Origin of the sequence: Polyangium sp. y55x31, assembly GCF_029946505.1 — a bacterium.
GTDB lineage: Bacteria > Myxococcota_A > Polyangia > Polyangiales > Polyangiaceae > Polyangium.
Genome location: NZ_JARZHG010000027.1, coordinates 71,674 through 93,262, shown reverse-complemented (window position 1 = coordinate 93,262; position 21,589 = coordinate 71,674). Strand labels below are relative to the sequence as shown.

Below are 21,589 nucleotides of genomic sequence, written 5' to 3'. Positions count from 1 at the left end.
CGCCCGTGCGCCTAGCAACGGACATGCCCCCTCGTGATCAACGCAACGCCAGCATACGCACCGTGCGCGGCTTCATGCGCACCTCGAGCGTGCCCGCGCGGGCCTCGAAGGTGGAATCGTCGATGAGGTCGGTCGCCTTGGTACGCGCCACGCCGGCGCTGACGCGCGCGACGACGTCCCGCTCGGAAGGATTGACGATGAAGAGCACACGCGGCGCGCCCGACGCGTCCTCGTGCACGGTGACGTAGACGCCGCCGGGGTCGCAGGCGTACGCGGGGAGGCCGAGCGTCTCGATCGCATGCGAGACGGCCGCGTCGGCCGCGGCGGGGACGTCGCCCGTGAGGGGGCCATCCTCGCCGAGGCGGCGCAGGTCGAAGGGGATGTCGAGGGGCCGGAAGGCGCCGTCGAAGCGAGGTTCGCGCGGGCCGATCGTGACACGCGCGCCGCGCTCGTGGGCCTCGGCGAGGCGCTCGAAGAGCTCGGGCTTCAAGGCGCCCGAGGTGGCGCAGATGAGCCAGCGCGCGTCGCCGAGCGCGATGTCGCGGTCCTCGCCGCCGACGACGGCGAACGGCACGCCGCGCGCTTCGAGGGCTTGCTCGAAGGCGCGGGCGAAGTTGTCGGCCTCGATGGCGACCGGATACCCGAGGCCGAGGTCGTCCTCGACACAACGCTCGCGCGCGCCGGCCCCGACGATCGAGAAAAACGCGCCGGAGAGCGGGCCGAACGCGTGCATGACCCGCGCGAGCCTACGTTCGGTGCGAGGGATGAGGATGCGGACCGGGGTCTTTCGGCGCAGGTCGTGGAAGCTCGTCTGTTCGAGGGCGGCCGAGAGCTTGCGCCAGAAGACGGCGTAGGGCCGCGCGCGGCCGTGGCGATCGATGGGCGCGCCGATCCATCGGTCACGCTCGACGGCCATGTAGACGTTGTAGCCACGCAGGCCGTACGCGAGGGCGCAGAGGACGGTGAAGGCGCCGTCGCGCTCGTCGAGGGGCGGGAAGAAGGGCGGGAAGCCCGCGCCCATCTCGCAGGCGAACGCAGGGACGGCGAGGGCCTCCGAGCGCGTGGCGAGCTCGGTCGTGCGGCGCGCGATGACGGCGCGGCTCGTGGGATCGGCCGCGTGGTAGTAGTCGAGCCCGACGAGGTCGACGACCTTGGTGACGCGCGCGGCGTTGAGCGGCGTCGCGTCCTGGCCCGGCGGGAGGTTGTGCGTCGTGGGCAGGCCGTCCATGCCCGCCGCGGCGAGCGCGCGGCCGAGGCGCTGGAACGCGGTGGCGAGCAGGTGCTCGTGGAACTCGGACCAGTCGAGGTGGCGCGCGAGGTCACGCGGGCGCTCGGCGTCGAGCTTGCGCGGAGGGTCGACCGAGGAGAAGCGCTTGAGCTCGCCGCGGCGGCTCGACGGGACCTCGCCTTCCGTCGGCTCGATGCCGTAGGACGCGCGCAGGGCGTCGATGGTGCCGTATTTCTCCCGGAGGAACTCGCGGTAGAGGCGGATCGCGTCGGGGTGGTAGTCCTGGTCGTAGGCGCCGTCGCGGAAGTAGAGGGCGCCTTCGTTGTCGATCTGGAAGAGGACGATCGGCCCGTTCGGGTAGAGCAGCGGCGCGAGGACGGGACCGAGGGCCTGGAAATACCGCGCGGCCTCGTCGTGGAAGGCGTCGCTCGCGTAACTCGGGACGGGGAACGCGAACGGGAGCATGGGGAGCATGACCGGGTTCTGGTCGGGCGAACGCGCCTGGCAGGCCGGGTCCCAGACGATGCGCTCGGGGAGGCCGAAGTAGGTGAGCTCGGCGTTGATGTGCGGCCCGGGGCGGGCGATGACGTACAGGCCGAGCTCCTCGGCGATGCGACAGAAGCGGGTGATGTCGCGCTGGGGGTCGGTCGCGCCGAGCTCGAGTTTGCCGGGGGCGACCTCGTGCACGCCCCACGGGATGTAGGTGTCGACGAGGCGGAGGCCCATGGCCTTGACGGCCTCGAGGCAAGCGCGCCACTCGTTCGGGTCGAGTCGCCAGTAGTGAACGGCGCCCGCGCGAAGCGGAACGACCTCGCCGGCGATCTCGAGTCCTCCGGGGACGAGACGCACCTTACGCCCGAGGCCCTCGCCCCCTGCCTTGTCTTCACGTGCGGTCATGACGGCGGAGGCGAGGGTAGCAAAGAAGGGACGAACCCGGTGAGCTTCAAAGGCAGACGAGGCGCCGAGCTCTGGTAATGTACGCCCATGGCGAGCAAGACCCACGTCGACGGCAACAAGGTGACGATCGACGACAGCCTGTACCACGTGACCGCCGCGGGCGGTCAGTACGCCGTGACCGACGAGTTCGGCCTGCGCACGGGCTACTTCTCGGTGCGCGGCCGCGTGGTGACGCCGGAGGACTACGGCGTGGAGGGCGCGCACCCCGTGCTGCAGATCGGCAAGCTGTGGGCCGCGGCGAACCTGTGGAAAGCGAACGAGAAGTCGGCGTCGTCGGTGCCCACGAAAGGCTTCTGCCGGGTGGTGACGCACGAGAAGGCGAGCGAGGCGGACCTGGAGAAGGCGCGCGCCTATCGCGCCTGGATGCGAAAGCAGCCCGGATGCAAAGCAAGTTATTTCGTGACCGATCCGGCGACCGGGAAGGGAATGACGATCAGCATCTGGGAGACGCGCGATCAGATGAATGCGGCCAAGGAGGCGAGGCCGCCGGAAGGGGCCACCCAGCTCAAGTCGCTGGGCGTGGAAGTGTTCCCAATGGTCGAGGAGCCGTGAACGTGAGAATGTGACGGGGCATGCTCTCGACCCACGAAGCTCGGCTCGGCGCGGCGCCGGCCATCTTCGACATGGATATCGGCACGGATCCGGACGATACGTGCGTCGCGGCGCTCCTCGCCGCTCGGCCCTCACGATTCCAGCCGGCCTTGCTCGTCACGAGCGACGAGACCCGCGAAAAGGGCCGCGCGCGTTTCCTTTCGGGCCTGCTTCGCGCCTCGGGTGTCGATCTCCCCGTCGCCGCGGGGCTGCCGAGCCTACGCCGTCGCACCTCGTGCCTCGTGGAGGAGGCCGGGCTGGCGCGCGAAGACGCTCCTTTTTCCCTCGATGCGGTCGGGGAGATCCTCCGTGTCCTCGATGCGCATCCGCGTGTGGATTACGTGGGGCTCGGACCGCTGACGAACCTCGATGCGGTGCTCGGTGTGCGTCCGGAGCTCGCGGCGCGGGTGCGGCTGTTTCAAATGGGGCCGGCGCTTTCGGGGGCTTACCGTCGGGAAGCGGCGCAGTACAATGCCCGGCTCGACCCGGGTGCGTTTGCGCGGGTCCTTTGCCGGGTGGAGAAGCCGCGGCTCCTGTTCAGCCATTCGAGCTGGGGGACCTTCGGCGAGGGGCTACGGCAGAGGCTCGGGGTGTATCCGGACGATCCGCTCGCGTGTGCGCTGAGAAAAGCGCATCCGGCGGCGGGGATCTTGGTGCGGCATCTCGAAGCTTGGGTCGGGACGGGGAAGGATTGTTCGATCATGCACGACCCGCTCACGGTGCTGTCCGCGGCCTTGCCGGGCCTGGTCGATTTCGAGGACGTCTCGCTCCTTTTGCGTGAGGACGGCTGGGTGGGGCTCACGGAGGCGTCGCATGCGGCGCTCGGGGGGGCGTTGCCTTCACGAGGGAGAGCGATTGTGGGGGTTCTGTCCGCTCGGTACGCGGCGAGCGAGGGCCGGACGATCGAGGCGCGCATGTCTCTCGACACGGACGACGAGGCGGCCAGGCGAGCGATCGCCGAAGCGTTGCTCGGCGAGGAGGGCGCGCGGGTGGCGGAGGCTTGGGGGGCGTGGAATCGGGAGAGGGAGGCGGCGTGAGCTGCCCGTATCGTGGCGGAGCAAAACGGCCTGCCGGTCCACGAGGGTAGCGGCGCGATGGGAAGGTCGTCCTCGCTGGCCGCGGATTCTCGCCAAAGACCGGCACGGAATTCGGTCTCGTGCGGATTGCGCCGTAATGCCTGAAGTGGCCGCCCGCTCGTATCGAGGCGCGGAACGGTGCTCTCGTTGGTGAAAACGCCCTGAACATGACAAGCTGACCTCCGCGTGGAGGTCAACGTGCGTCGACATTTCTTCCTTCTTTCATTGGTCCTCGGCGGTCTCTGCTTGCATTGCGGAGGTGACCCGCCGGGTACGGACTCCGCGACCGCGAGCGGCTCCGGCGGCGTGGGCGGCACGGGAGGCGTGGGCGGCGCCGGTGCATCCGGCGGCGGCGACGTGGGCGGCACGGGAGGCGTGGGCGGCGCCGGTGCATCCGGCGGCGGCGACGTGGGCGGCATGGGAGGCGTGGGCGGCGCCGGCGCATCCGGCGGCGGCGCGGGCGGCGGTACGGAATTCGTCTCGCTCGACCCGGGCTTCGGCGCGGAGGGCCTCGCCACGACGGCCAGCGTGCCCAACCGGGACCTCGTTCATGCCTCGGTGCGCCAGCCGGACGGCAAGCTCCTCGTCGTCGGCGGCACGTCCCCCGGTTTGTACGGCGAGGGCTTGCTCTTCCGCGCCAATGCCGACGGCACGCTCGACACCTCCTTCGGCGAAGGCGGCAAGGTGCTCTTGAGCAAGTTCGGCCGGGTCGCCTTCCACGACGTGGTCGTCGCGCCGAATGGGGACATTTTCGCCGCGGGCGCGATCACGAGAGGCCGGCGGCTCCACCGCGTGCTCGTCGCGCGCTTCGACGCGAACGGTAAGCTCGTCTCTTCCTTCGCCGAAGGCGGCCTCGCGCTCGGCGCGAGCGGCAGGGCGTTCGCGATCGCGCTCCAAACCGACGGTACGATCCTCGTCGCCGGCCAGCGCGAGGAGCCTCTGCCGGCCGATCCGCCGCCCCCCTTCCTCGTACAGCGCCTCCTCGCCGACGGAAGCGTGGACGGGAGCTTCGGGCAGCAGGGATTGGCCGAGGTCCCGCTCGAGTTGTTCCCCTCCAGCGTCGCCCTCGCGGACGACGGCAAGATCGTCCTCTGCGCCGGCATCGAATACTCGATGGCCGTCGTGCGGCTTTTGCCGAGCGGGGCGCTCGATCCCAGCTTCGACGACGACGGCATCTTCACGAAGTCGGGCTTCCCGATGTTCTACGAGTCGTCATGGGCGCCGTCCCGCGCGCCCTCGACCTGTCGCATCGCCATGGATGGCAAGATCCTCGTGACCGGCAGGTCCGGCGGCGGCCCGCTCCTCCGGCTCGACACGAGCGGCAAGCCCGACCCGACCTTCGGCGGCGGGGACGGGGTCGCGGCGCTCCCCGCGGGGACCATCGCGGAGTCCGTGCAGCCCTTGCCGAATGGATCGGTGCTGGTGGGAGTCCACACCCCGAGCGGCAAGGCGGTGGCTCGCTTCGGCGCCGACGGGAGCCTCGACACGACGTACGGCTCGGCGGGGGTCGCGCCGCTCCCCGTGGCGTGCTTGCTCCGTGACATCACGGTGGATCCGGGGGGGAGCGTCCTTGCAGCCTGCAGGGGGGAGTTCGCGCCCGAGATCGGCGTCACGCTCGCGCAGCTCACGCCCGACGGCGCGCCGGATGCCGCGTACGGGCAGGGGGGAGGTCTGGCCGTGCTGCAATCGGGCGCGTCGACGGATGCCGCCTTCTCGGTCCGAGCGACGCCGGACGGCAAGATCATCTCGGTGGGCACGACGAGCTACGGCAGCGACTTTGCGAACGCGATGGTGACGAGGCACCTCCCGGATGGCACGCTCGACGCGGGATTCGGCGCGGGGGGCGTCGTCGTGCTCGACACGTTCGCGAATGCCATGGGCGTCGGGGTGCAACCCGACGGCAAGCTGATCGTCGCGGGCGAGACCCCAGACCCGTCCCTCCGCCTCGTGGTGCGGCTCGACACCACGGGCGCGCTCGACGCGAGCTTCGGGCTCGGCGGGATCGTGGGCCTCGACGACCCGCCGCATGGCCGTCCTCGTGCGCTCGCCGTCGACGGCCTCGGGCGCATCGTGATCGGAGGGACGCGCACGGACGTGCTGCCGCTCCATACCCCCTACCTCGCGAGGCTGCTCGGGACGGGCGAGATCGATCCGGCTTTCGGCAACCTCGGGGTGGTGGATTTCGGATCGTACGCCGGCTCGATCGAAGACGTGTTGACGCTCCCCGACGGCAGGATCGTCGGCGCAGGCGCACCGGCGCCGGAGAACAAGAGCACGGTCGTGGTCCGGGTGCTCCCGAGCGGCGCGCTCGACCCCTCCTTCGGCAATGGGGGCCGGGTGGTGCTGAACAACATGTTCTCGGCAGGCCGCATGGTGCAGGAGGTGGACGGAGGGTTATTGCTCGCGGGCCTGATCCCGAGGACGGGCGACTTCCAGGCATTCGACGTCGGCGTCGCGCGGCTCGACACGAACGGCGCGCGGGACATGACGTTCGGCACGGACGGGCTTCTCGAGGTGCAGGTCGAGGGCGTCGTGGTGCACGACGGGATCCCGACGCTCGATGATGGCCCGGCGCTCGTGTCGCTCCCGGACCGCTCGTTCTACGTGGCGACCACGGCACACCTCGACCGCGACACGATCGTCGTCTTCAAGTTCTTGCCGGACGGCAAACCCGACGCGAGCTTCGGTATTGGAGGGCGCGCGGTGGTCCCGGCGGCCGGGGCATGGGGCGCGTACGACGGGTTCTTGCAGCCGGATGGGAAGGTCGTCCTCGCCGGGCGTGGGTTCTCGCCGCAGACCGGGACGGATTTCGGGCTCGTGAGGTTTGCGCCGTAGATCGCGAGAACGCGGCGCCGGGCGTTCGGGGGGGTGACGCCCGGCGCCGCGTCATGCGGGGATTCAAGACTTCGATCGGATCGCGTCGGTATCGGCGCGAGGATGGGTCTACACCATCGTAAACTCGCCCCATGGAGCGTCAAGGCTCTGACGGGGATGTTCTGGGCAAGATAGCAAAATTCCAGCGAGCGTTTACGCGGGAGCGGTGGACGACGGCGTGGGGGTCGGGTCGACGAGGTCTCGGGGTTCGATCTCGTGGTCCTCGGACTCCGTCGACACGCTCCTGGACTCCGTCGACACGCTCCCGGACTCCGTCGACACGCTCCTGGACTCCGTCGACACGCTCCCGGACTTCGTCGACACGCTCCCGGACTTCGTCGACACGCTTCCGGACTTCATCGACGCGCTTTCGGACTTCGTCGACACGCTTCCGGACTTCGTCGACACGCTTCCGGACTTCGTCGACACGCTCCCGGACTCCATCGACACGCTTCCGGACTTCGTCGACACGCTTGCGGACTGCGTCGACACGCTCCCGGACTTCGTCGACACGCTCCCGGACTTCGTCGACACGCTTCCGGACTTCGTCGACACGCTCCCGGACTTCGTCGACACGCTCCCGGACTTCGTCGACAGGGCGCCGAGCGGACGGCGACACGTGGGCTGGGCGCTCTCGCCATGGAAGCACACCGCACGGCTGCTACCAGTAGAAGGCCATGCGCCGTGGCACCCTTCGAAAAGCCGCACGCTTGAACACGGGCGGACTCTTGCGCCTCGCGCGCTTCCTGCACCTACGCGTCGAGGGGATGAGCCCGCGGCAGGTGGCGAACCTGGTGTACTGGCGGATCACGCGGGATCGTTATCGAAGGTAGGCGTGACGCTGTGGAGCTTCACCACCCCGGCCCCTGCCCTCCAATCACGACATGCAACCCCGCATCGTGCCGGAGATCGGACCTGCCCCCCAAAGCTCGCTCCTGGCCATACGCATGCAGCACCACGTGCGGCACGAGCCCGAACGTGACCACGCCCGGCGCTTCGTCCCCCTTTTTCACCGAAAACGCGACCCCCAGGGCCGCGCTCAATCGTGTCTCGTACGAGAAGACGCCGACGAGCTCGCCGCAGGGCTGCCAGGGCGCTTCCCATGGGCAATCGTCGTCGCCCGGTAAATCGTAATAGGCGCTGTTGTACGTCGCTCCGTGGCTCACGTAGAGGTTGAAGAGCGGCGCCACGCTGCCCAGGCGCATGCTCACATCGAAGCCGGCTCGACCCCAGGGGCCGTTGCCGATCGCCGAGTAATACCCGCCGACGCCAAACGCGAGGGAGACGGGATCGCGGTTGTCTTCGTCGAGCAATGCAAAACGCGCCTCGCCGCCCATGCGCTGGAACCCGAGGGAGGCGCCGAGCTCGAACCAGCGCGTCACGCCGTACGAGAAGCCGAAATCGTAGACGCCGAGACCGGCGCTCATGACCCAGGGGAAGGTCCGATCCTCGGGGTAGATGTCCATGCCGCCGGTCGAGACGGACTCGTCCCTGGGGCTGCGCTCGAAGCGGCCCCAGCCGAAGTTCCAGAGCGCGCCATGCACGGACCAGCCGAACTTGCCGGCCGGCGTGGTGTCGCCCGTGCGCGGCGCGATCGCGGGGCTACAGGCGGAGACGGTGAGGAGGACGGGAAGGAAGAAAAGAAGGTGCTGCCTCATGCCTTCAGGATAAGGCGATAGGGCGCGCGATCGTCACGATTTCTTGGATACGTCGAGCGCACCCGAGAGGAGCAAAGGCAGGAGCGCGTCGCGGATGCTCGAAAGCCTTCGGTTTTGCTCCTGGAGCGCGACCATCGCCTCGGGCCGCGTGACGGATTGTTCGAGCGGCAGGCCAAGGAGAGCCGCGAATTGCAGAGCGCTCAGGACCTCGATGATGCGATCCTGGACGGAGAGCGGAGGCACGGCGAGCTCGAATTCGAAAAGGTCGCTCTGGTAAAGCTCCGGGTACGTCGAGCCGTTCGCCACCTTGTCGAGGTACGGCCGGTTCGCGCGTAGCCAATAGGCCAGGTAGAGCGGTCGTAATGCGGGGCCGCAACGGAAATTCAAAAAACCTTGGTTCGTGGCCATCGGGACGGCGTTCACCGCGACGGCCCCGACGGGCGCGCGTTTCGTCAGCATCACGGTCCCCGGCGGTAACAACTTCGCCGAGGAGCTTTCCAGGCCGAGCTGCGTGATCGAGCGCTCCGTGCGCGAGACGAAGAGGCCATCTTGCAGGCTCGTGATTTCTTTCGGGGTGAGCCAGGGCAGGTCGCCGTCCCAGTATTCGTCGACCGACGTGCTCGGCGTGCCGCCGCTGTCGACACGCAGGATCGATTCGCCGTCCGGCTCGAGCGTGCTCCTGCGCCAGCTCTTCGGGCAAAGGAGATACGGCTCAGCCACGGAGCAGCTCCTCGAGGACACGCAAGGCCGCATGCGAGGCCCGATCGATCTCCTGGAATCGCGCGAGGATCTCGGCGAGCTCCGCCTGCAAGGCGCCGTGATCCCAGGTCGCCTGCGGGCGGCTCTCGAATCCCACGTAACGACCCGGGACGAGGACGTACTTGTGGGCGCGCACGTCGGCGAGCGTCGCAGAACGGGCAAACCCGGGCACGTCGGCATACGCCGTGGGTCCACGCTCGCCGCGCCAGGCGTGGTAGGTGTCGGCGATTTTCGTGATGTCTTCCGTGGTGAGCACGCGCTTCACGCGGTCGACCATCGTCCCCATCGTCCGCGCGTCGATGAACAGGACGTTTCCGCGGCGGTCCTTCAGGCGTTTTCCTTGCTCGCCGATCCCGTTTTCCTTGTCGCGCGCGAGGATCCACAAGCAAACCGGAATCTGTGTCGAGTCGAAGAGCTGCCCCGGCAGCGCGACCATACAATCGACGAGATCCGCCTCCACGAGCTTTCGCCGGATCTCCCCTTCCCCCGATTGTTGCGACGACATGCTGCCGTTCGCCAGCACGAACCCGGCGATCCCCGAAGGCGCGAGGTGCTGGAGGAAATGCTGCACCCAGGCGAAGTTCGCATTGCCCACGGGCGGCAAGCCGAACGGAAAACGTGCTTCGTCGCGCAGGCGCGCGCCGCCCCAGTCGGAGTCGTTGAACGGGGGGTTCGCGAGGATGTAATCGCAGAGGAGGCCCTCGTGCAGGTCGCGCTGGAAGCTGTCGGCCCATTCGGCGCCGAGGTCGCCGTCGATCCGACGAATGGCGAGGTTCATCTTGGCGAGCCGCCACGTCGTCGGGTTCGATTCCTGGCCGTACACACGAATGTCGCCGATACGCCCGCCGTGCTCCTCGACGAACTTTTCGCTGTGCACGAACATGCCGCCCGAGCCGCAGCACGGGTCGAAGACGCGGCCCTTGTACGGGGCCAGCATCTCCACGAGCAGCTCGACGATGCATTTGGGCGTGTAGAACTGTCCGCCCCGTTTTCCCTCGGCCGCGGCGAAGTGCCCGAGGAAGTACATGTACACGTCGCCGAGGACGTCACGCCCGCGCCTCGCCTTGTCCTTGAAGCCGATGTCGCCGAAGAGTTTTACCAGCTCGCCGAGGCGCGAATTGTCGAGCGCGGGGCGGGCGTAGTCCTTGGGCAAGACGCCCGCGAGCGCGGGGTTTTCCCGCTCGATGGCGAGCATGGCCGCGTCGATGCGCTTGCCGATGCCGGGCGCGGCGGCGTGATCGGAGAGGAATGACCAGCGCGCCTCCCGCGGGACCCAGAAGACGTTTTCGGCGCGATAGGCGGCCGGGTCCTCGGGATCGGCGCCGGACGCGCCGGCGAGGGCGGCATGTTTCTCCTCGAACGCGTCGGAGATGTATTTGAGGAAAATCAGCCCGAGGACGACGTGTTTGTATTCGGCGGCGTCGAGGCTGCTTCGGAGCTTGTCGGCCGCCGCCCAGAGGGTCGCCCCGTAATCGCCGACCCCTCCGCCGTCGGTGGACTGCTTCGTCGCGCTCGGTTTGGCCGTCCGGGAGGTCATCGTTCAGGCGATCGTGTGGTGCTGCTCCGCCGCGGCAATCTGCAAGAGCCCGGGTCGATCCACGAGCCTGTGCAGCAAAAGGCACGGCTGATCCACCATCCCGAGCAGCGGCCGCGGCGCCACGCCGAGCAGCACGAGCGCGATGGCCAAAGGCAACGCCGCCGCGAGCTCACGCCCGGAAAGCGCGGGGAATTTGCCGCCGAACGGCTCGAGGTACTTGCTCGTTTGCCATTCCTCGCGGGCCTCGCCGAAGAGGAGGTGCCCCATCGCGAAGATATGCACCCCCGCGAGCGCCACGATTCCGATCGCCCCGAACACGCCGATCGCCCGCTCCCGCGCAAACGCTCCCCACAAAGCGAGCATCGGCCCCCAGAATCCCGCGAGCAGCGGCAGTCCGAGCGAGGCGAGCAAACCGAGGCCGAACAGCATCGCGAAGAGAGGCATTTCGCGTGCGAGGCCGCCGAATCGCCCGAGGTCCCGCGTCTCGACCCGCGATTCCAAGGCCGCGACGAGCACGAAGAGCAGGCCGATGATCACGCCGTGCGTCGCCGCCACCACCACGCTCGCCTCGAATCCTTGCGGCGTGAGGGATCCAATCCCGAGCAGCGCAATCCCGCCGTGTGCACCGGCAATCCGCGCGAGAAACCGTTTGAGGTCGTCCTGCGCGATCGCCGCGAGCGCGGAGACGAGGATCCCCGCGGCGCCGAGGATCGAAATCGTCATCGCCGCCCATCGCATGCCGTCCGGCAAGACGCCCACGTTGAGCCGCAAAATGCCGTATACCGCGGTCGAGAGCAGCGCGCCCGAGAGGAGCACGCTCGTCGGCGCGTCGGCCTCGGCATGCATGTCCGAGAGATACCCCGGGAACGGGAACGCGGACATGCGGAGCGCGAAGGCGACGAAAAGCGCGGTCCAGAGGACCTTCACGGCGGAATGGCCACCGAGGGTGAGGCCCTTTTCGACCCACGCCACGCGCGCGAGCTCGGGAATCGCGGCCGCGCGGCGGACGGATTCGCCCGTCGCGAGGTACGTGGGATCCGCGTTTTGCCAGAGGAACCAGGACGCAGCGCAGAGGAGCGCAGCGCCGAGCAAGGAGGAGACGAGGACACGCGCGGCGGCGCGGCGCGGGCCCGGGCCGCCGCGCCGCGCGACGAGCAGGCTCATGGGGAGGATGCCGAGGAGCCAGAAGGCGCAGAACAGGAAGAGGTCGAGCGAGACGAGGACGCCGAGCGAGGCCGTGAGGAAGAGGCCCGCGAGCGCGTGGTAGGTGGCCGCGCGGTCGCGCAAGGTGGCGCTGGCAATCGAGGCGACGAACGCGAGGAGGACGGCCGCCGCGACGAGCGCGAGCGAGATGCCGTCGACGCCGAGGAAGTATTCGACGCCGAGCGACGGGAGGAGGTGGCCGCGTTCGAGAAACTGAAAACCGTCGTTGCCGTCGGCGCGGCTGAAGGCGCGGTCGAAGCGGACGCAGAGCCAGGCGACGAAGACGAGGAGCGTGCCGTGGACGAGGGCGCTCGTCGTGGCGAGGACGCGCGGGTGGTCGCGGCGCGTGACGCGGAGGAGGAGCGCGAGGAGCGTGCCGAGGAGGGGGAAAAAGACGACGACGGAGAGCGGGCTCTTGCCGAGGAAGCCAAGGCCGAGCGGTCGTTCCGCGTGGATGGCGATGGCGAGGGGGCGGCCAGGTTCGGCGCCGTCGCCGCGGCTGTTCGATTCGACGATGACCTGGCCGTAGAGCTCACGCGCGCGGGCGGCCTCGTAACGCCATCGGACGGTGACGCGGCGCTCCTGGCCGGGCGCGATGCGGGTCGCGGCGCGCGGGCCCTCGACGGTGACGGTGATGCCGGGCGGGAGGCGCGGATCGGTGGCGGAGGTGCGGGCGTCGACGCGCGAGAGCTCGAGCGGGCCGGGGCCTTCGTTGCGAAGGAAAAACGCGCCCGTCATGTGCTCGCCGTCGGGCGCGAGGGAGAGCTCGACGTGATCGCCGCCGAACTCGGGGCGAAGGACGGCGCGGCCCGCAGGCTCGTCGGCGAAGGCAGGCGCGGCGAGGCCGAGGATGACGAGCGCGGCGAAGAGGGAGAAGAGGCGCTCGAAGAGGCGCGCCGGGAGGCCGAGGACGAGGTCGTCGATCGCGGAGACGAGCTTCGAGGCGGCACGCGCGATCGAGTTCGCAGCCTCGAAGAGGGCCTCGCCGAGTTTTGCGCCGGGGCCGTCGAGCAGGGCACGCGCGCCGGGGAAGGAGAGTTGTTTCGCGGGTTGCGGCTCGCGTGGCTCGGGCTTGCGCAGGCAAGACGCCGCGCGCACGAGCGCGTGGAGCGAGACGAGGACGACGGCGAAGGCCGGCTCTTCGAAACCAATCGCGACGAAGGCGAGGCCGACGGCGGCGATCGAGACGTACACGAGGCGATGCGGGTGCCGGTGTTCGAGCGCAGCACGAAGCGCCGCGAGCACGGTCGAGAAGGCGCCGAAGACGGTGACGACGCCGGAAGCCGTGGGGCTCAACGTGAAGAGATCGGAGAGGCGAACGAGGAGGAGCGGTCCAGGCGCGAGCGCGAGGCCGAGCACGAGCGCGAGCGCAGGCGGTGAGAGAGACGCCGCGGCGCTCGGGAGCCAGCCGGAGAAAGGAAAGGTCGCACTCGTCGCAGCCGCGCCGAAGAAGAGCAAGAGGCACGCGAGCGTGACGAGGCCGATCGATCCGGCGCCGAGCTTTCCAGCGAGCGCGCGCGTCACGGATTGCTTCCCGTCGGCGTCGCGGATCACGAGCTCGTCGTGGATCTCGCGAAACGCGACCGTGGGGCCGAGCGGCGCGATTCGAACCTCCTCGCCCTCGGGGACGACGAGGCCCTCGATCCACGCGACCTCCAGGCCATCCCCCGTGACGGTGGCGCCGCCGCCCGGCACGATGACGACCGAATGCGTGCCCGCGGCGATGTCCCGGCGCACGAAAGGCGAGACCGCGAAGGGAGCCGGGTTCTGCGCGAGCTGCGCGCGATCCGAGATGCCGAGGTACACACGCGCGCCGGGGTGGCTCGTGAACGTGAGGGATCCGCGCTTCTCCGCGCGCTCGGCGACGATCTTCACGTCGCGCTCGCCACGCATGCGCTCGACGTCCTCGGCAACCATCTCTTCGGCAGGGATGCGACCCTCGGCATAAACGGGGACGAACCGCGCGCGGAAATCCGCGAGGAAGCGGCCCTCGTCGAGCCACGCGCCGCCGAGGCCCCAGAAGAGGAAGACGAGGCCGGAGACGATCCCGACGCCGCCGAGGCCCGCGACGACGCCCATGCGCATGCCCGCGGACGCGGAGGCCTGCGAGCTCTTGCCCCCCGCGACGAGGATGCCCGTCGCGAGGACGACGGCAGCCCAGCCGAAGAGCCACACGATCGCATCCGCCGCGAGCGCGACGAGCGAGAGGCCGGACGCAAAGAGGGACGCCGTCGCGGCGAAACGAATCGCCGCGCGATCGTCCTCGATGAGCTTGCGCGCGGAGACGTGCGTGATCACGACGACGACGAGGGCCGTGAGGAGAAAACCCGCGCCGAGCGGGTCGAGGGCGAACGAGGCATTCGCGTCGAGCGAGCCGATGCGCACGAGGCGGAAGGCGACGTCGAAGAGCACGCGGCGCGCAGGATCGAGCGAGGCGAGGCGCGCCGTGTCGACGAGGGCCATCACGAGCGCGAGCACGGTCGCGCCGAGGCCGAGGTGCGTGGCCCGGCGTCGTCCCATCCGCGCGCCGAAGAGGGCCACGACGATCGCGGCGAGCAGAGGCACGAGCGGCACGAGGCCGAGCGGCACGAGGGGCGCCTCGACGGGCGTGAGCGGACCGGCATACGCGGGCATGGCAGTCCCGGAGAATGTCGCGCAAGCCGCGAGGCGCCAGCCCCGTTCGTCGGGTGCGCCGCGATCGAGCGGGAAAGAGCAGGCCGCCGTCGAGGCGAGAACCGGACGGGCGTGTCACCATGAGCGGATGCCGACGGATACCGGCGTCGCATTTTTGGTCGACGACACGAAAGGAGAGCTCGCCAGGCTGCGTGAGGAAAACCGGCGGCTGCGCGAGGACCAGCGCCGCCTGGCCATGCTCGTGGAGGTCACGAACGACTGGATCTGGGAGGTCGACGCGAAGGGGGTCTACACCTTCGTGAGCCCACGAATCCGCGATTTCCTGGGCTACGAGCCGGAGGAGGCGCTCGGAAAGACGCCGCTCGACTTCATGCCGCCCGAGGAGGCGGCCCGCGTGGGCGCGCTCTTGGGCCCGATCCTCGCGTCGCGCGCGCCGTTCAAGGACCTCGAAAACGTCAACCAGCACAAGGACGGCCGGCACGTGGTGCTGGAGACGAGCGGCGTGCCGCTCTTCGACGAGGCAGGCACCTACTGCGGGTATCGCGGCGTGGACCGCGACGTCACGATGCGCAAGGTCGCCGAGTCGGAGCGCGCGCGGATGCAGGAGGAGATCATCCGCGCGCAGGAGTCGATGCTCGAAGAGCTCGAAACGCCGCTCCTGCCCGTCGCCGAGGGCGTGCTCGTGATGCCGCTCATCGGCTCGGTGGACAAACGCCGCGCTGGGAGGATCGTCGACGCGCTGCTCGCCGCCGTGTCGTCACGCGGGGCGACGTTCGCGATCATCGATCTGACGGGCCTGCGCGCCGCGGATCACGCGGTGATGGAGCTGCTCTGCGAGGCGGTGCGCGGAGCACGGCTGCTCGGCGCGGAGGTGCTCCTGACGGGCGTGCGGCCCGAGGTGGCGCGGACGATGGTGGAGCTCGACGTGGGCGGGATGCGGACGCTGAGCACGCTGGCCCGGGGGATCACGTTCGCGCTGGGGGCGCAGAGGCGGCGCTGAGCCTCTACGTTTCCTTGATGTCGAGCAGATCGTAGAGAAACGCGCGCACGGCCTTGATGCGTGGGATTTCGCAGGAGGGGCCTTCGAGCCAGCGGTTGTCCTGGATGGAGACCTGGACGGCCTTGCCCGGTCGAAGCACGCCCGCGACACAGGCGACGGTCGCCTTGTTACGCCCTGCCGGCTTCGTGAAGTCTGCCATGTCCTGGCGATCGAAGGCCTGATCCTTGGGATCGACGCCTGCCACGAGGGACCGGGCTGCAGAAAGGAGCGATGGGTAGCTGATCGCCGCACACTCGAGAAGAAGGTCCTCGAGCGTGCCCTGCTGCTGATTGTCCGGCAGCACGAACGCACCGGTTCGCGGTGGGCCGGGCGCGATCTCGCCGGGCTCATCGGCGAGGACCACGGGAGCATCCTTCGAGGCTGCGAGCCTCGTCTTCAGCTCCGCAAAACGCTGGCGCGGAAGCGCCTTCTGGTCGGCGTCGAGGAATACGCCGATGGCATCAGGGGATGGGCGCAGTTCGGAAAGCGACTCTTCGATGGTCTCGGCGATGCGTGACTCGCCTGTCGCCGCATGGATGGCGAGAGAGACGTCGGTGTTCTGGAAAAAGAACGGAACCGAGACGCGCCGGAGCAGATCGAGATCGGGCGGCGGTGGGAAGCTCGTGGGGATGAGTCGCTTCCAGTAGGAATCGACTCCCGGTTGCTTCTGAACGCGCTTCAGGCCGAGAGGCTTGAGCAGTCGCGCGACGAGCTCCACGTCGTGCGGGCCCTCGACGACGATGTACGCGTGCCGGACGGTCATCGCACGTCGAGCCCTCGCTCGTAGCGGATGCGCTTGAGCAGGTCCTCTCCGTAACGACGGGCCGTCGTCTGCTCCCCCTCGCGTTCGAGGCGGTAGGCGACGATGTCCTCCTCGGGCGTCGGGTCGACGGCGAGGATCGCGTCGAGCGCTTCGAGGCTGTGCGTGGTGGCGAAGACCTGCACGTCGTGGGTCACGCAGGCGTCGAGGAGCCAGCGGAACACGTGTTCGAGCGCGGAGACATGGATGGCGGTTTCGAGTTCGTCGATGAGGAGGACACCGCCAGCGACGCTCGGAATCGTCAGCGCAAAGTGGAGCGCGCGCCGGATACCATCGCCGTAGGAGCCGAGAGGCAAGAGACCAGCTCGCTCATCCCGCAGATACACGGTCGGCGAGTTGTCACTCGCCCATGGCGGCACAAGGAGTTCCGCGCCGAGAATCGTGGGCTCGATCTTCTTCAGCAACGCGATCGTTTCGTCCCAGTGCCCCGCGAGCTTGGCCTCCGAGAAATCGCGAACGCCGCCCAACCAGTGTGCCGACGGGTTGATGGCGCGGAACGGAACCGCAGGCTCCACCGGCTGAGGCGGTGCCTCGAAGCGCTCTCTTTCCCAGAAGGTGAAGGAGCCTCGCGTCTCCTCTCCGGTAAACAGATCCATCTGCCGCGTCTTCACGGCGACTTCGACACGCGCTCCCCGGCGCTCACCGACAGCCACCTCTCCTACGCGTGCGGAAGGAGCTCCCACGACCTCGGTCCCGCGAAGTTCCTGGTAGCGCGCCACGACTTCGCGCACGGGTGCGCGGCCCACTCCAACGACGGAAAGCATCCCGTCATAGGGCCTGGTGAGCTCCTGCTCTCTCGTCTGTGGAAACAGCCAACGAAAACGCTCCACGACCGTGGAACCACCGAAGGGCTCTCGCCATGAGGCGACCCCCATCCACTTCCACGGATCGAGCGGCGCGCAGAAGACGGACAGCGCTTCCAACACGCTCGTTTTTCCGGAGTTGTTCCGGCCGACGAGCAGGTTGAATCGCCCGAGATCACGGAGCTCCAGATCGCGGATCCCGCGGAACCGCTCCACCGTGAAGCTCTCGAGAGGCAGTCTCATGGGCACGACCGGGGGCATGTCCCGCCTTCGGCAAGCTCTATACCACTGACGCACACGACGCAGGTGGATCGACCGGATTCTCCATCCAAACCCACGTTCACTCGTCCTCGCTGCTCGTCCCCATCCCTTGCATTTCGAGCGGCCCTTCGAGCGCCACGCGCAGCGCCGAGAGAGCGCGCGCCGCGCGGGACTTCACGGTGCCGAGCGGCACGCCGTCACGCTCGGCGATCTCCGGATAACTGAGCCCCTCGAAAAACGCCGTCTCCAGGGTCGCGCGTTGCGCCGCGGGCAAACCGACGAGCGCGGCTCGCACCGCGCGACGTTCGAGGTCGAGCACCGAGCTCGACTCGGGATCGATCACCGGCTCGATCGGCTCGTGCCGCAGCTCCTCGTCCGTGATCTGCGCCCTGCGCGTGCGCCTTCGCGCGCGATCGAGGGCCAGGTTCCGCACCGTCGTGACGAGCCACGCGACCACCGTGCCTCGCTCGGCGCGGTACTGATCGGCGCGCTCGACGATCGCGACGAACGCGTCGTGCACCACGTCCTCGGCTTCGAGCGCGTCCCGCACGATCTTGAGCGCGAGACCGTACGCGACGCTCGCGTGGCGATCGTAGATCTCCGCGATGGCGTCGTCGTCCCCATCACAGATGCGGCGCATGGCGCGCGCGTCCAGCGCGTCCCGCTCCGCCCGGCTCTGGCGCCCACCCGCCGTCATGGCCACCTAACGAAAGGTGCACACAGGCCGAACGTCAACCGATTTACGGTGCGCATCGCCGTACGCTCCCGTGCGGATGGGCATGCGTCCCAAGGACGGGCACGCCGAGCGCACGAGGATCATGACGCTCGCGCCGCGCCGTCAAGCAGGCTCCGGCTCCGCGTTGTTCGGGATGGACGTGGCCTCGGGCGTGCCGAGCGTGACCTTGCGCAAGAGCGCCCATAACTCCGCGCGCCCCTCGGCCGTGACCGAAGAGAAACCGATCACCTTGCGGCCGGTGCTCTTCGCCATCGCCGCTGCCGCGTTGCGGCTCGCCGAACGCCCGTGCTTGTCGATCTTCGTGGCGACGATGACGATCTCGACCGGCCGACGCTGGACGTCCCGCGCCTCCTCCACGAACTGGATGAGCTCTTTGTCGTCCTCCTCGAGGCCGCGACGCACGTCGACCAGGATGACCAGGGCCGCGAGCGTGACGCGGGTGCGCAGATACCCCTCGATGAGGTCCCCCCACGCCGTCCGTTCGGCCTTCGATCGTTTGGCGTAGCCGTAGCCGGGCAGGTCGATGAGGTGGAAGACGGCGCCGTCGCGGGCGCGCGCCTCGAAGAGGTTGATCTGCCGCGTGACGCCGGGCGTCGCGCCCGTGCGCACGAGGCCCTTGCGCTCGACGAGCGTGTTGATGAGGCTCGACTTGCCGACGTTCGATCGCCCCGCGAAGGCGATCTCGGCCATCGTCGGCGCCGGGAGCGACGAGCCCGGCGCGGCCGCGGCGAGGAACTGCGCATGCACGATCTGCTTGGGATCGAGCGCCTTCTTCTTGCCGTCCGCCGGCGCGCCTGCCGGCTTCGACCCGGTGGCGGGCGTCTTCTTCGTGGGCTTCGTTTTTTCGGTCACGGTACCGATCCTGGGCTGAACGTCGGCTTGCACGCGTCGCACTGGCAGAGCGAGCGGAGGTACCGGAACGAGTAGATGCCGGTGTCGTGCTGGTCGCCCCAGGTGAACTGCAGGGCGTAGTTGCCGACCTGCTGGATGTCGCGGAGGCTGAGATCGCCGCCCGGCACGAAATGGATGGTGCCGCCGTGCCCCTGGCAGACCGCGCAAGGGCAGTATCCGCGCAGGATCTCGTGCGGAAGCACGCTCTTGTGCCCGTCGGCCCACTCGATCTCCATGGTCCGCGCGCCATGCGGCGCTTTGACCATCGTGGGCTCGGTCCTCGGATCGCTCATTCCTGCCTGCTCCCTGTGATCTTGGGACTCGCGCGCTAGCATGAAGCTTCGGGCGACGTAAAGCAGCCATTTTCCTGCCGCCCCCGAGGGTGATGCGAAGGTTCTGGACCGTCCTCTTTGCCGTGACGATCGCGCTCCACGTCACGTTCGCCGTGGCGGCCCACGCGATCCTCGCGCGTCTCGGCGTGCCCGCGCCGTGGTTCGTCGCGCTCGCGCTCTGTGCGCTCTCCGCTTATGCGTTTCGCGGGCGCATCCAGCTCGCTTCGGCCGATCGTCCCGTCCCACGCCTGCAGCGGCTGCTCGTCGAGGAGCCGTATTACGCGCACTGGTGCGCGCTCGTCGCCGCGCTGCCGCTCTGGCTCGTGGGCCTGGCGCTCGCGATGATCGCGAGCTTCGTCGCGCCGGCGACGCTCGTGCCGACGTCGGGCTCGGTCGCGATCGTGGCGTACGGGCTCGGGCTCGCGCTCGCCGGCTGGGGCGTGTTCGTGCGGCGTCGCTGGGTCCGCGTGCGCACGATCGACGTGCCGATCCGCGGCCTGCCCGCCGCCTTCCAGGGCTACCGCATCGCGCACCTGTCGGACCTGCACATCGGCGCGCTCTGTCCGCGCGAGCACGCCGATCGCTGGGCGGAGACCGTCCGCGCGCTCGACGTCGACCTCGTCGCGCTCACGGGCGACTACGTCACGACCGGCAACGCGTTCCACGGCGAGATCGCCGAGCTCGCGAGCTCGCTGAAGAGCCGCGACGGGGTCATCGCCGTGATGGGCAACCACGACTACTTCGGCGACGGCGAGGCGCTCGTGGGGAAGCTGCGCGAGGCCGGGATCGGCGTCTTGCGGAACGAGCGCAAGGCCATCGAGCGCGGCGGCGAGCGGCTCATGATCGCAGGCGTCGACGATACTTGGTCGCGCCGCGCGAACGTGCGACGCGCGCTCGACGGCCACGATCACGGCGCGCCGCTCGTGGTGCTGGCCCACGACCCGCAGCTCTTCCCGGATCTGTCCGCGCGGGGCGCGTCGCTCGTGCTGTCGGGGCACACGCACTGGGGCCAGGTCGGCGTGCCATTTCTTACGACGCGGTACAATCTGTCCGCCCGCGTGTATCGCTATCACGCGGACCTCTACCGCGAGGGCGACGCGTGGCTCTACGTGAGCCCGGGGCTCGGCACGACGGGGCCGCCGGTGCGCCTCGGCGCGGCGCCGGAGATCACGATCCTTCGGCTCGAAGCGAAGCCGGCTTGAGGCTCGCCTCGGCGAGCACGCGCTCCGCCTGCCCGAGCGCACGCACGACGACCGCGCCCTCCTCGAACGGCGTGCGCGGCGCGCGGCGCTCCTCCACGCAACGCAGGAAGTGATCGATCTCCGCGGCCATCGGCTCGCGCCACGGGACGCGGATCTCTTCGGCCGGTCCCTCGAAGATCCCGTCACTCCTCGAAGGCGGTCGGGAAAGAAAAATGCGATCCGGCGCGCGCACGTCGTCGAGCATCGCCACGGCAGACGAGCCCACGACCACGATCCGCCGCTCCTTCGTCGCATGCACGCGCGAGAGCTCGATCCGCGCGGCAAACCCCGACACGAGCCGCAAGCCGAGCACGACCGGATCCCCGTCCGGACCACTCGTCGCTTCGAGCGCCTCGATCCGGAGCGGCTCGATCGCATGCACGATCGAGAGATCATGCGGCCCGAGCGACCAGAGCGCCGGCACCGATCGATCTCCACGAATGGAGAGCCGCGACGCCGCGAGGTGCCTCATCGTGCCGAGCGCGCCGTCGTGCACCATCGCGACGAGCCGCTCGACGGCCGGGTGATACCGCAAGAGGTGCCCGACCATCGCCACGCGCCCGAGCGCGGCCGCGCGCAAGGCGCAGCGCTCCGCGTCCGCCGCGGAGACCGCGAGCGGCTTCTCGACGAGCACGTCGAGCCCCGCGTCGAGCGCCGTGAGCACGAGCGACGCATGCGAGCGCGGCGGCGTGGCGATCACCACGGCACGCGCGCCGAGCCCGATCGCTTCTTCCAAGCTCTCGACGATCGCAGTGGACGGCGCCTTCGCGCGCGCGACCTCGCGCCGCGCCGCGCTCGTATCGGCGACCGCGACGAGCTCGGCCCGCGGGCTCTCGCTGAGCACCCGGAGCAAGTTCTCGCCCCACGCGCCGCAGCCGACGAGAGCGACGGGTACGGTCACGGCCGCTCCCAATCGAAACACATCCGCCGCGTATAGCGCCGGCCCGCC

The 21,589-nt window shown here is 69.3% G+C and carries 18 protein-coding genes; 6 read left to right on the top strand and 12 right to left on the bottom strand.

Annotated features, from left to right (window positions below; all coding sequences use genetic code 11):
* Positions 1 to 37: 37 nt before the first annotated feature.
* On the bottom strand, positions 38 to 2,125 hold the full coding sequence (locus QHF84_RS34735; RefSeq protein WP_281317811.1) for a beta-galactosidase: 2,088 nt from the start codon (positions 2,123 to 2,125) through the stop codon (positions 38 to 40).
* An 87-nt stretch (positions 2,126 to 2,212) separates the two neighbouring features.
* Here QHF84_RS34735 and QHF84_RS34730 point away from each other — a divergent pair, with 87 nt between their 5' ends.
* From QHF84_RS34730 to QHF84_RS34720, 3 genes are all read left to right on the top strand, one after another.
* Positions 2,213 to 2,737: a hypothetical protein gene (locus tag QHF84_RS34730; RefSeq protein ID WP_281317810.1), complete on the top strand. Its 525-nt coding sequence runs from the start codon at positions 2,213 to 2,215 to the stop codon at positions 2,735 to 2,737.
* 20 nt (positions 2,738 to 2,757) lie between these two features.
* Complete coding sequence (locus tag QHF84_RS34725) at positions 2,758 to 3,813, top strand: nucleoside hydrolase (RefSeq protein WP_281317809.1); 1,056 nt, start codon at positions 2,758 to 2,760, stop codon at positions 3,811 to 3,813.
* A 237-nt stretch (positions 3,814 to 4,050) separates the two neighbouring features.
* Positions 4,051 to 6,687 (top strand): delta-60 repeat domain-containing protein, encoded by a 2,637-nt coding sequence (locus QHF84_RS34720; protein WP_281317808.1) that lies wholly within the window; start codon positions 4,051 to 4,053, stop codon positions 6,685 to 6,687.
* A 139-nt stretch (positions 6,688 to 6,826) separates the two neighbouring features.
* Here QHF84_RS34720 and QHF84_RS34715 read toward each other — a convergent pair whose 3' ends face one another.
* A complete protein-coding gene (locus tag QHF84_RS34715; protein ID WP_281317807.1) occupies positions 6,827 to 7,345 on the bottom strand; it encodes a hypothetical protein in 519 nt (172 codons plus the stop codon).
* Positions 7,346 to 7,403: 58 nt separating this feature from the next.
* Between QHF84_RS34715 and QHF84_RS34710 the strand changes: the two genes are divergently transcribed.
* Entirely contained in the window at positions 7,404 to 7,559 is a 156-nt protein-coding gene (locus QHF84_RS34710; RefSeq protein WP_281317806.1) for a hypothetical protein, read from the top strand.
* Between the two features lie 18 nt (positions 7,560 to 7,577).
* Here QHF84_RS34710 and QHF84_RS34705 read toward each other — a convergent pair whose 3' ends face one another.
* From QHF84_RS34705 to QHF84_RS34690, 4 genes are read right to left on the bottom strand one after another with little or no spacing between them, the layout of a single operon-like run.
* On the bottom strand, positions 7,578 to 8,384 hold the full coding sequence (locus QHF84_RS34705; protein ID WP_281317805.1) for a hypothetical protein: 807 nt from the start codon (positions 8,382 to 8,384) through the stop codon (positions 7,578 to 7,580).
* Between the two features lie 33 nt (positions 8,385 to 8,417).
* Positions 8,418 to 9,104, bottom strand: a complete 687-nt coding sequence (locus QHF84_RS34700) for a restriction endonuclease subunit S (protein WP_281317804.1) — start codon at positions 9,102 to 9,104, stop codon at positions 8,418 to 8,420.
* Positions 9,097 to 10,680, bottom strand: coding sequence for a class I SAM-dependent DNA methyltransferase (locus tag QHF84_RS34695; RefSeq protein ID WP_281317803.1), 1,584 nt, complete (start codon positions 10,678 to 10,680; stop codon positions 9,097 to 9,099). Before QHF84_RS34695 ends, QHF84_RS34700 begins: the two co-directional genes overlap by 8 nt.
* Positions 10,681 to 10,683: 3 nt before the next feature.
* Positions 10,684 to 14,517, bottom strand: a complete 3,834-nt coding sequence (locus QHF84_RS34690; RefSeq protein WP_281317802.1) for an NADH-quinone oxidoreductase subunit M — start codon at positions 14,515 to 14,517, stop codon at positions 10,684 to 10,686.
* A 127-nt stretch (positions 14,518 to 14,644) separates the two neighbouring features.
* Here QHF84_RS34690 and QHF84_RS34685 point away from each other — a divergent pair, with 127 nt between their 5' ends.
* Positions 14,645 to 15,517: a PAS domain S-box protein gene (locus QHF84_RS34685; protein ID WP_281317801.1), complete on the top strand. Its 873-nt coding sequence runs from the start codon at positions 14,645 to 14,647 to the stop codon at positions 15,515 to 15,517.
* Positions 15,518 to 15,521: 4 nt separating this feature from the next.
* Here QHF84_RS34685 and QHF84_RS34680 read toward each other — a convergent pair whose 3' ends face one another.
* From QHF84_RS34680 to QHF84_RS34660, 5 genes are all read right to left on the bottom strand, one after another.
* On the bottom strand, positions 15,522 to 16,319 hold the full coding sequence (locus QHF84_RS34680) for a DUF3226 domain-containing protein (protein ID WP_348652908.1): 798 nt from the start codon (positions 16,317 to 16,319) through the stop codon (positions 15,522 to 15,524).
* Positions 16,316 to 17,422 carry an ATP-binding protein gene (locus tag QHF84_RS34675; protein ID WP_281317799.1) on the bottom strand — a complete coding sequence of 369 codons (1,107 nt, stop codon included), beginning with the start codon at positions 17,420 to 17,422 and terminating at the stop codon, positions 16,316 to 16,318. The genes QHF84_RS34680 and QHF84_RS34675 overlap by 4 nt, the downstream gene beginning before the upstream one ends.
* A 97-nt stretch (positions 17,423 to 17,519) precedes the next feature.
* Complete coding sequence (locus tag QHF84_RS34670) at positions 17,520 to 18,137, bottom strand: sigma-70 family RNA polymerase sigma factor (protein WP_281317798.1); 618 nt, start codon at positions 18,135 to 18,137, stop codon at positions 17,520 to 17,522.
* A gap of 141 nt (positions 18,138 to 18,278) precedes the next feature.
* Positions 18,279 to 19,028: a ribosome biogenesis GTP-binding protein YihA/YsxC gene (yihA, locus tag QHF84_RS34665; RefSeq protein ID WP_281317797.1), complete on the bottom strand. Its 750-nt coding sequence runs from the start codon at positions 19,026 to 19,028 to the stop codon at positions 18,279 to 18,281.
* Entirely contained in the window at positions 19,025 to 19,360 is a 336-nt protein-coding gene (locus QHF84_RS34660) for a DUF971 domain-containing protein (RefSeq protein WP_281317796.1), read from the bottom strand. The genes yihA and QHF84_RS34660 overlap by 4 nt, the downstream gene beginning before the upstream one ends.
* A gap of 92 nt (positions 19,361 to 19,452) precedes the next feature.
* Between QHF84_RS34660 and QHF84_RS34655 the strand changes: the two genes are divergently transcribed.
* A complete protein-coding gene (locus QHF84_RS34655; protein WP_281317795.1) occupies positions 19,453 to 20,601 on the top strand; it encodes a metallophosphoesterase in 1,149 nt (382 codons plus the stop codon).
* Here the strand turns inward: QHF84_RS34655 and QHF84_RS34650 are convergent.
* Positions 20,567 to 21,562, bottom strand: coding sequence for a Gfo/Idh/MocA family oxidoreductase (locus tag QHF84_RS34650; protein ID WP_281317794.1), 996 nt, complete (start codon positions 21,560 to 21,562; stop codon positions 20,567 to 20,569). The genes QHF84_RS34655 and QHF84_RS34650 overlap by 35 nt on opposite strands.
* Positions 21,563 to 21,589: the final 27 nt, after the last annotated feature.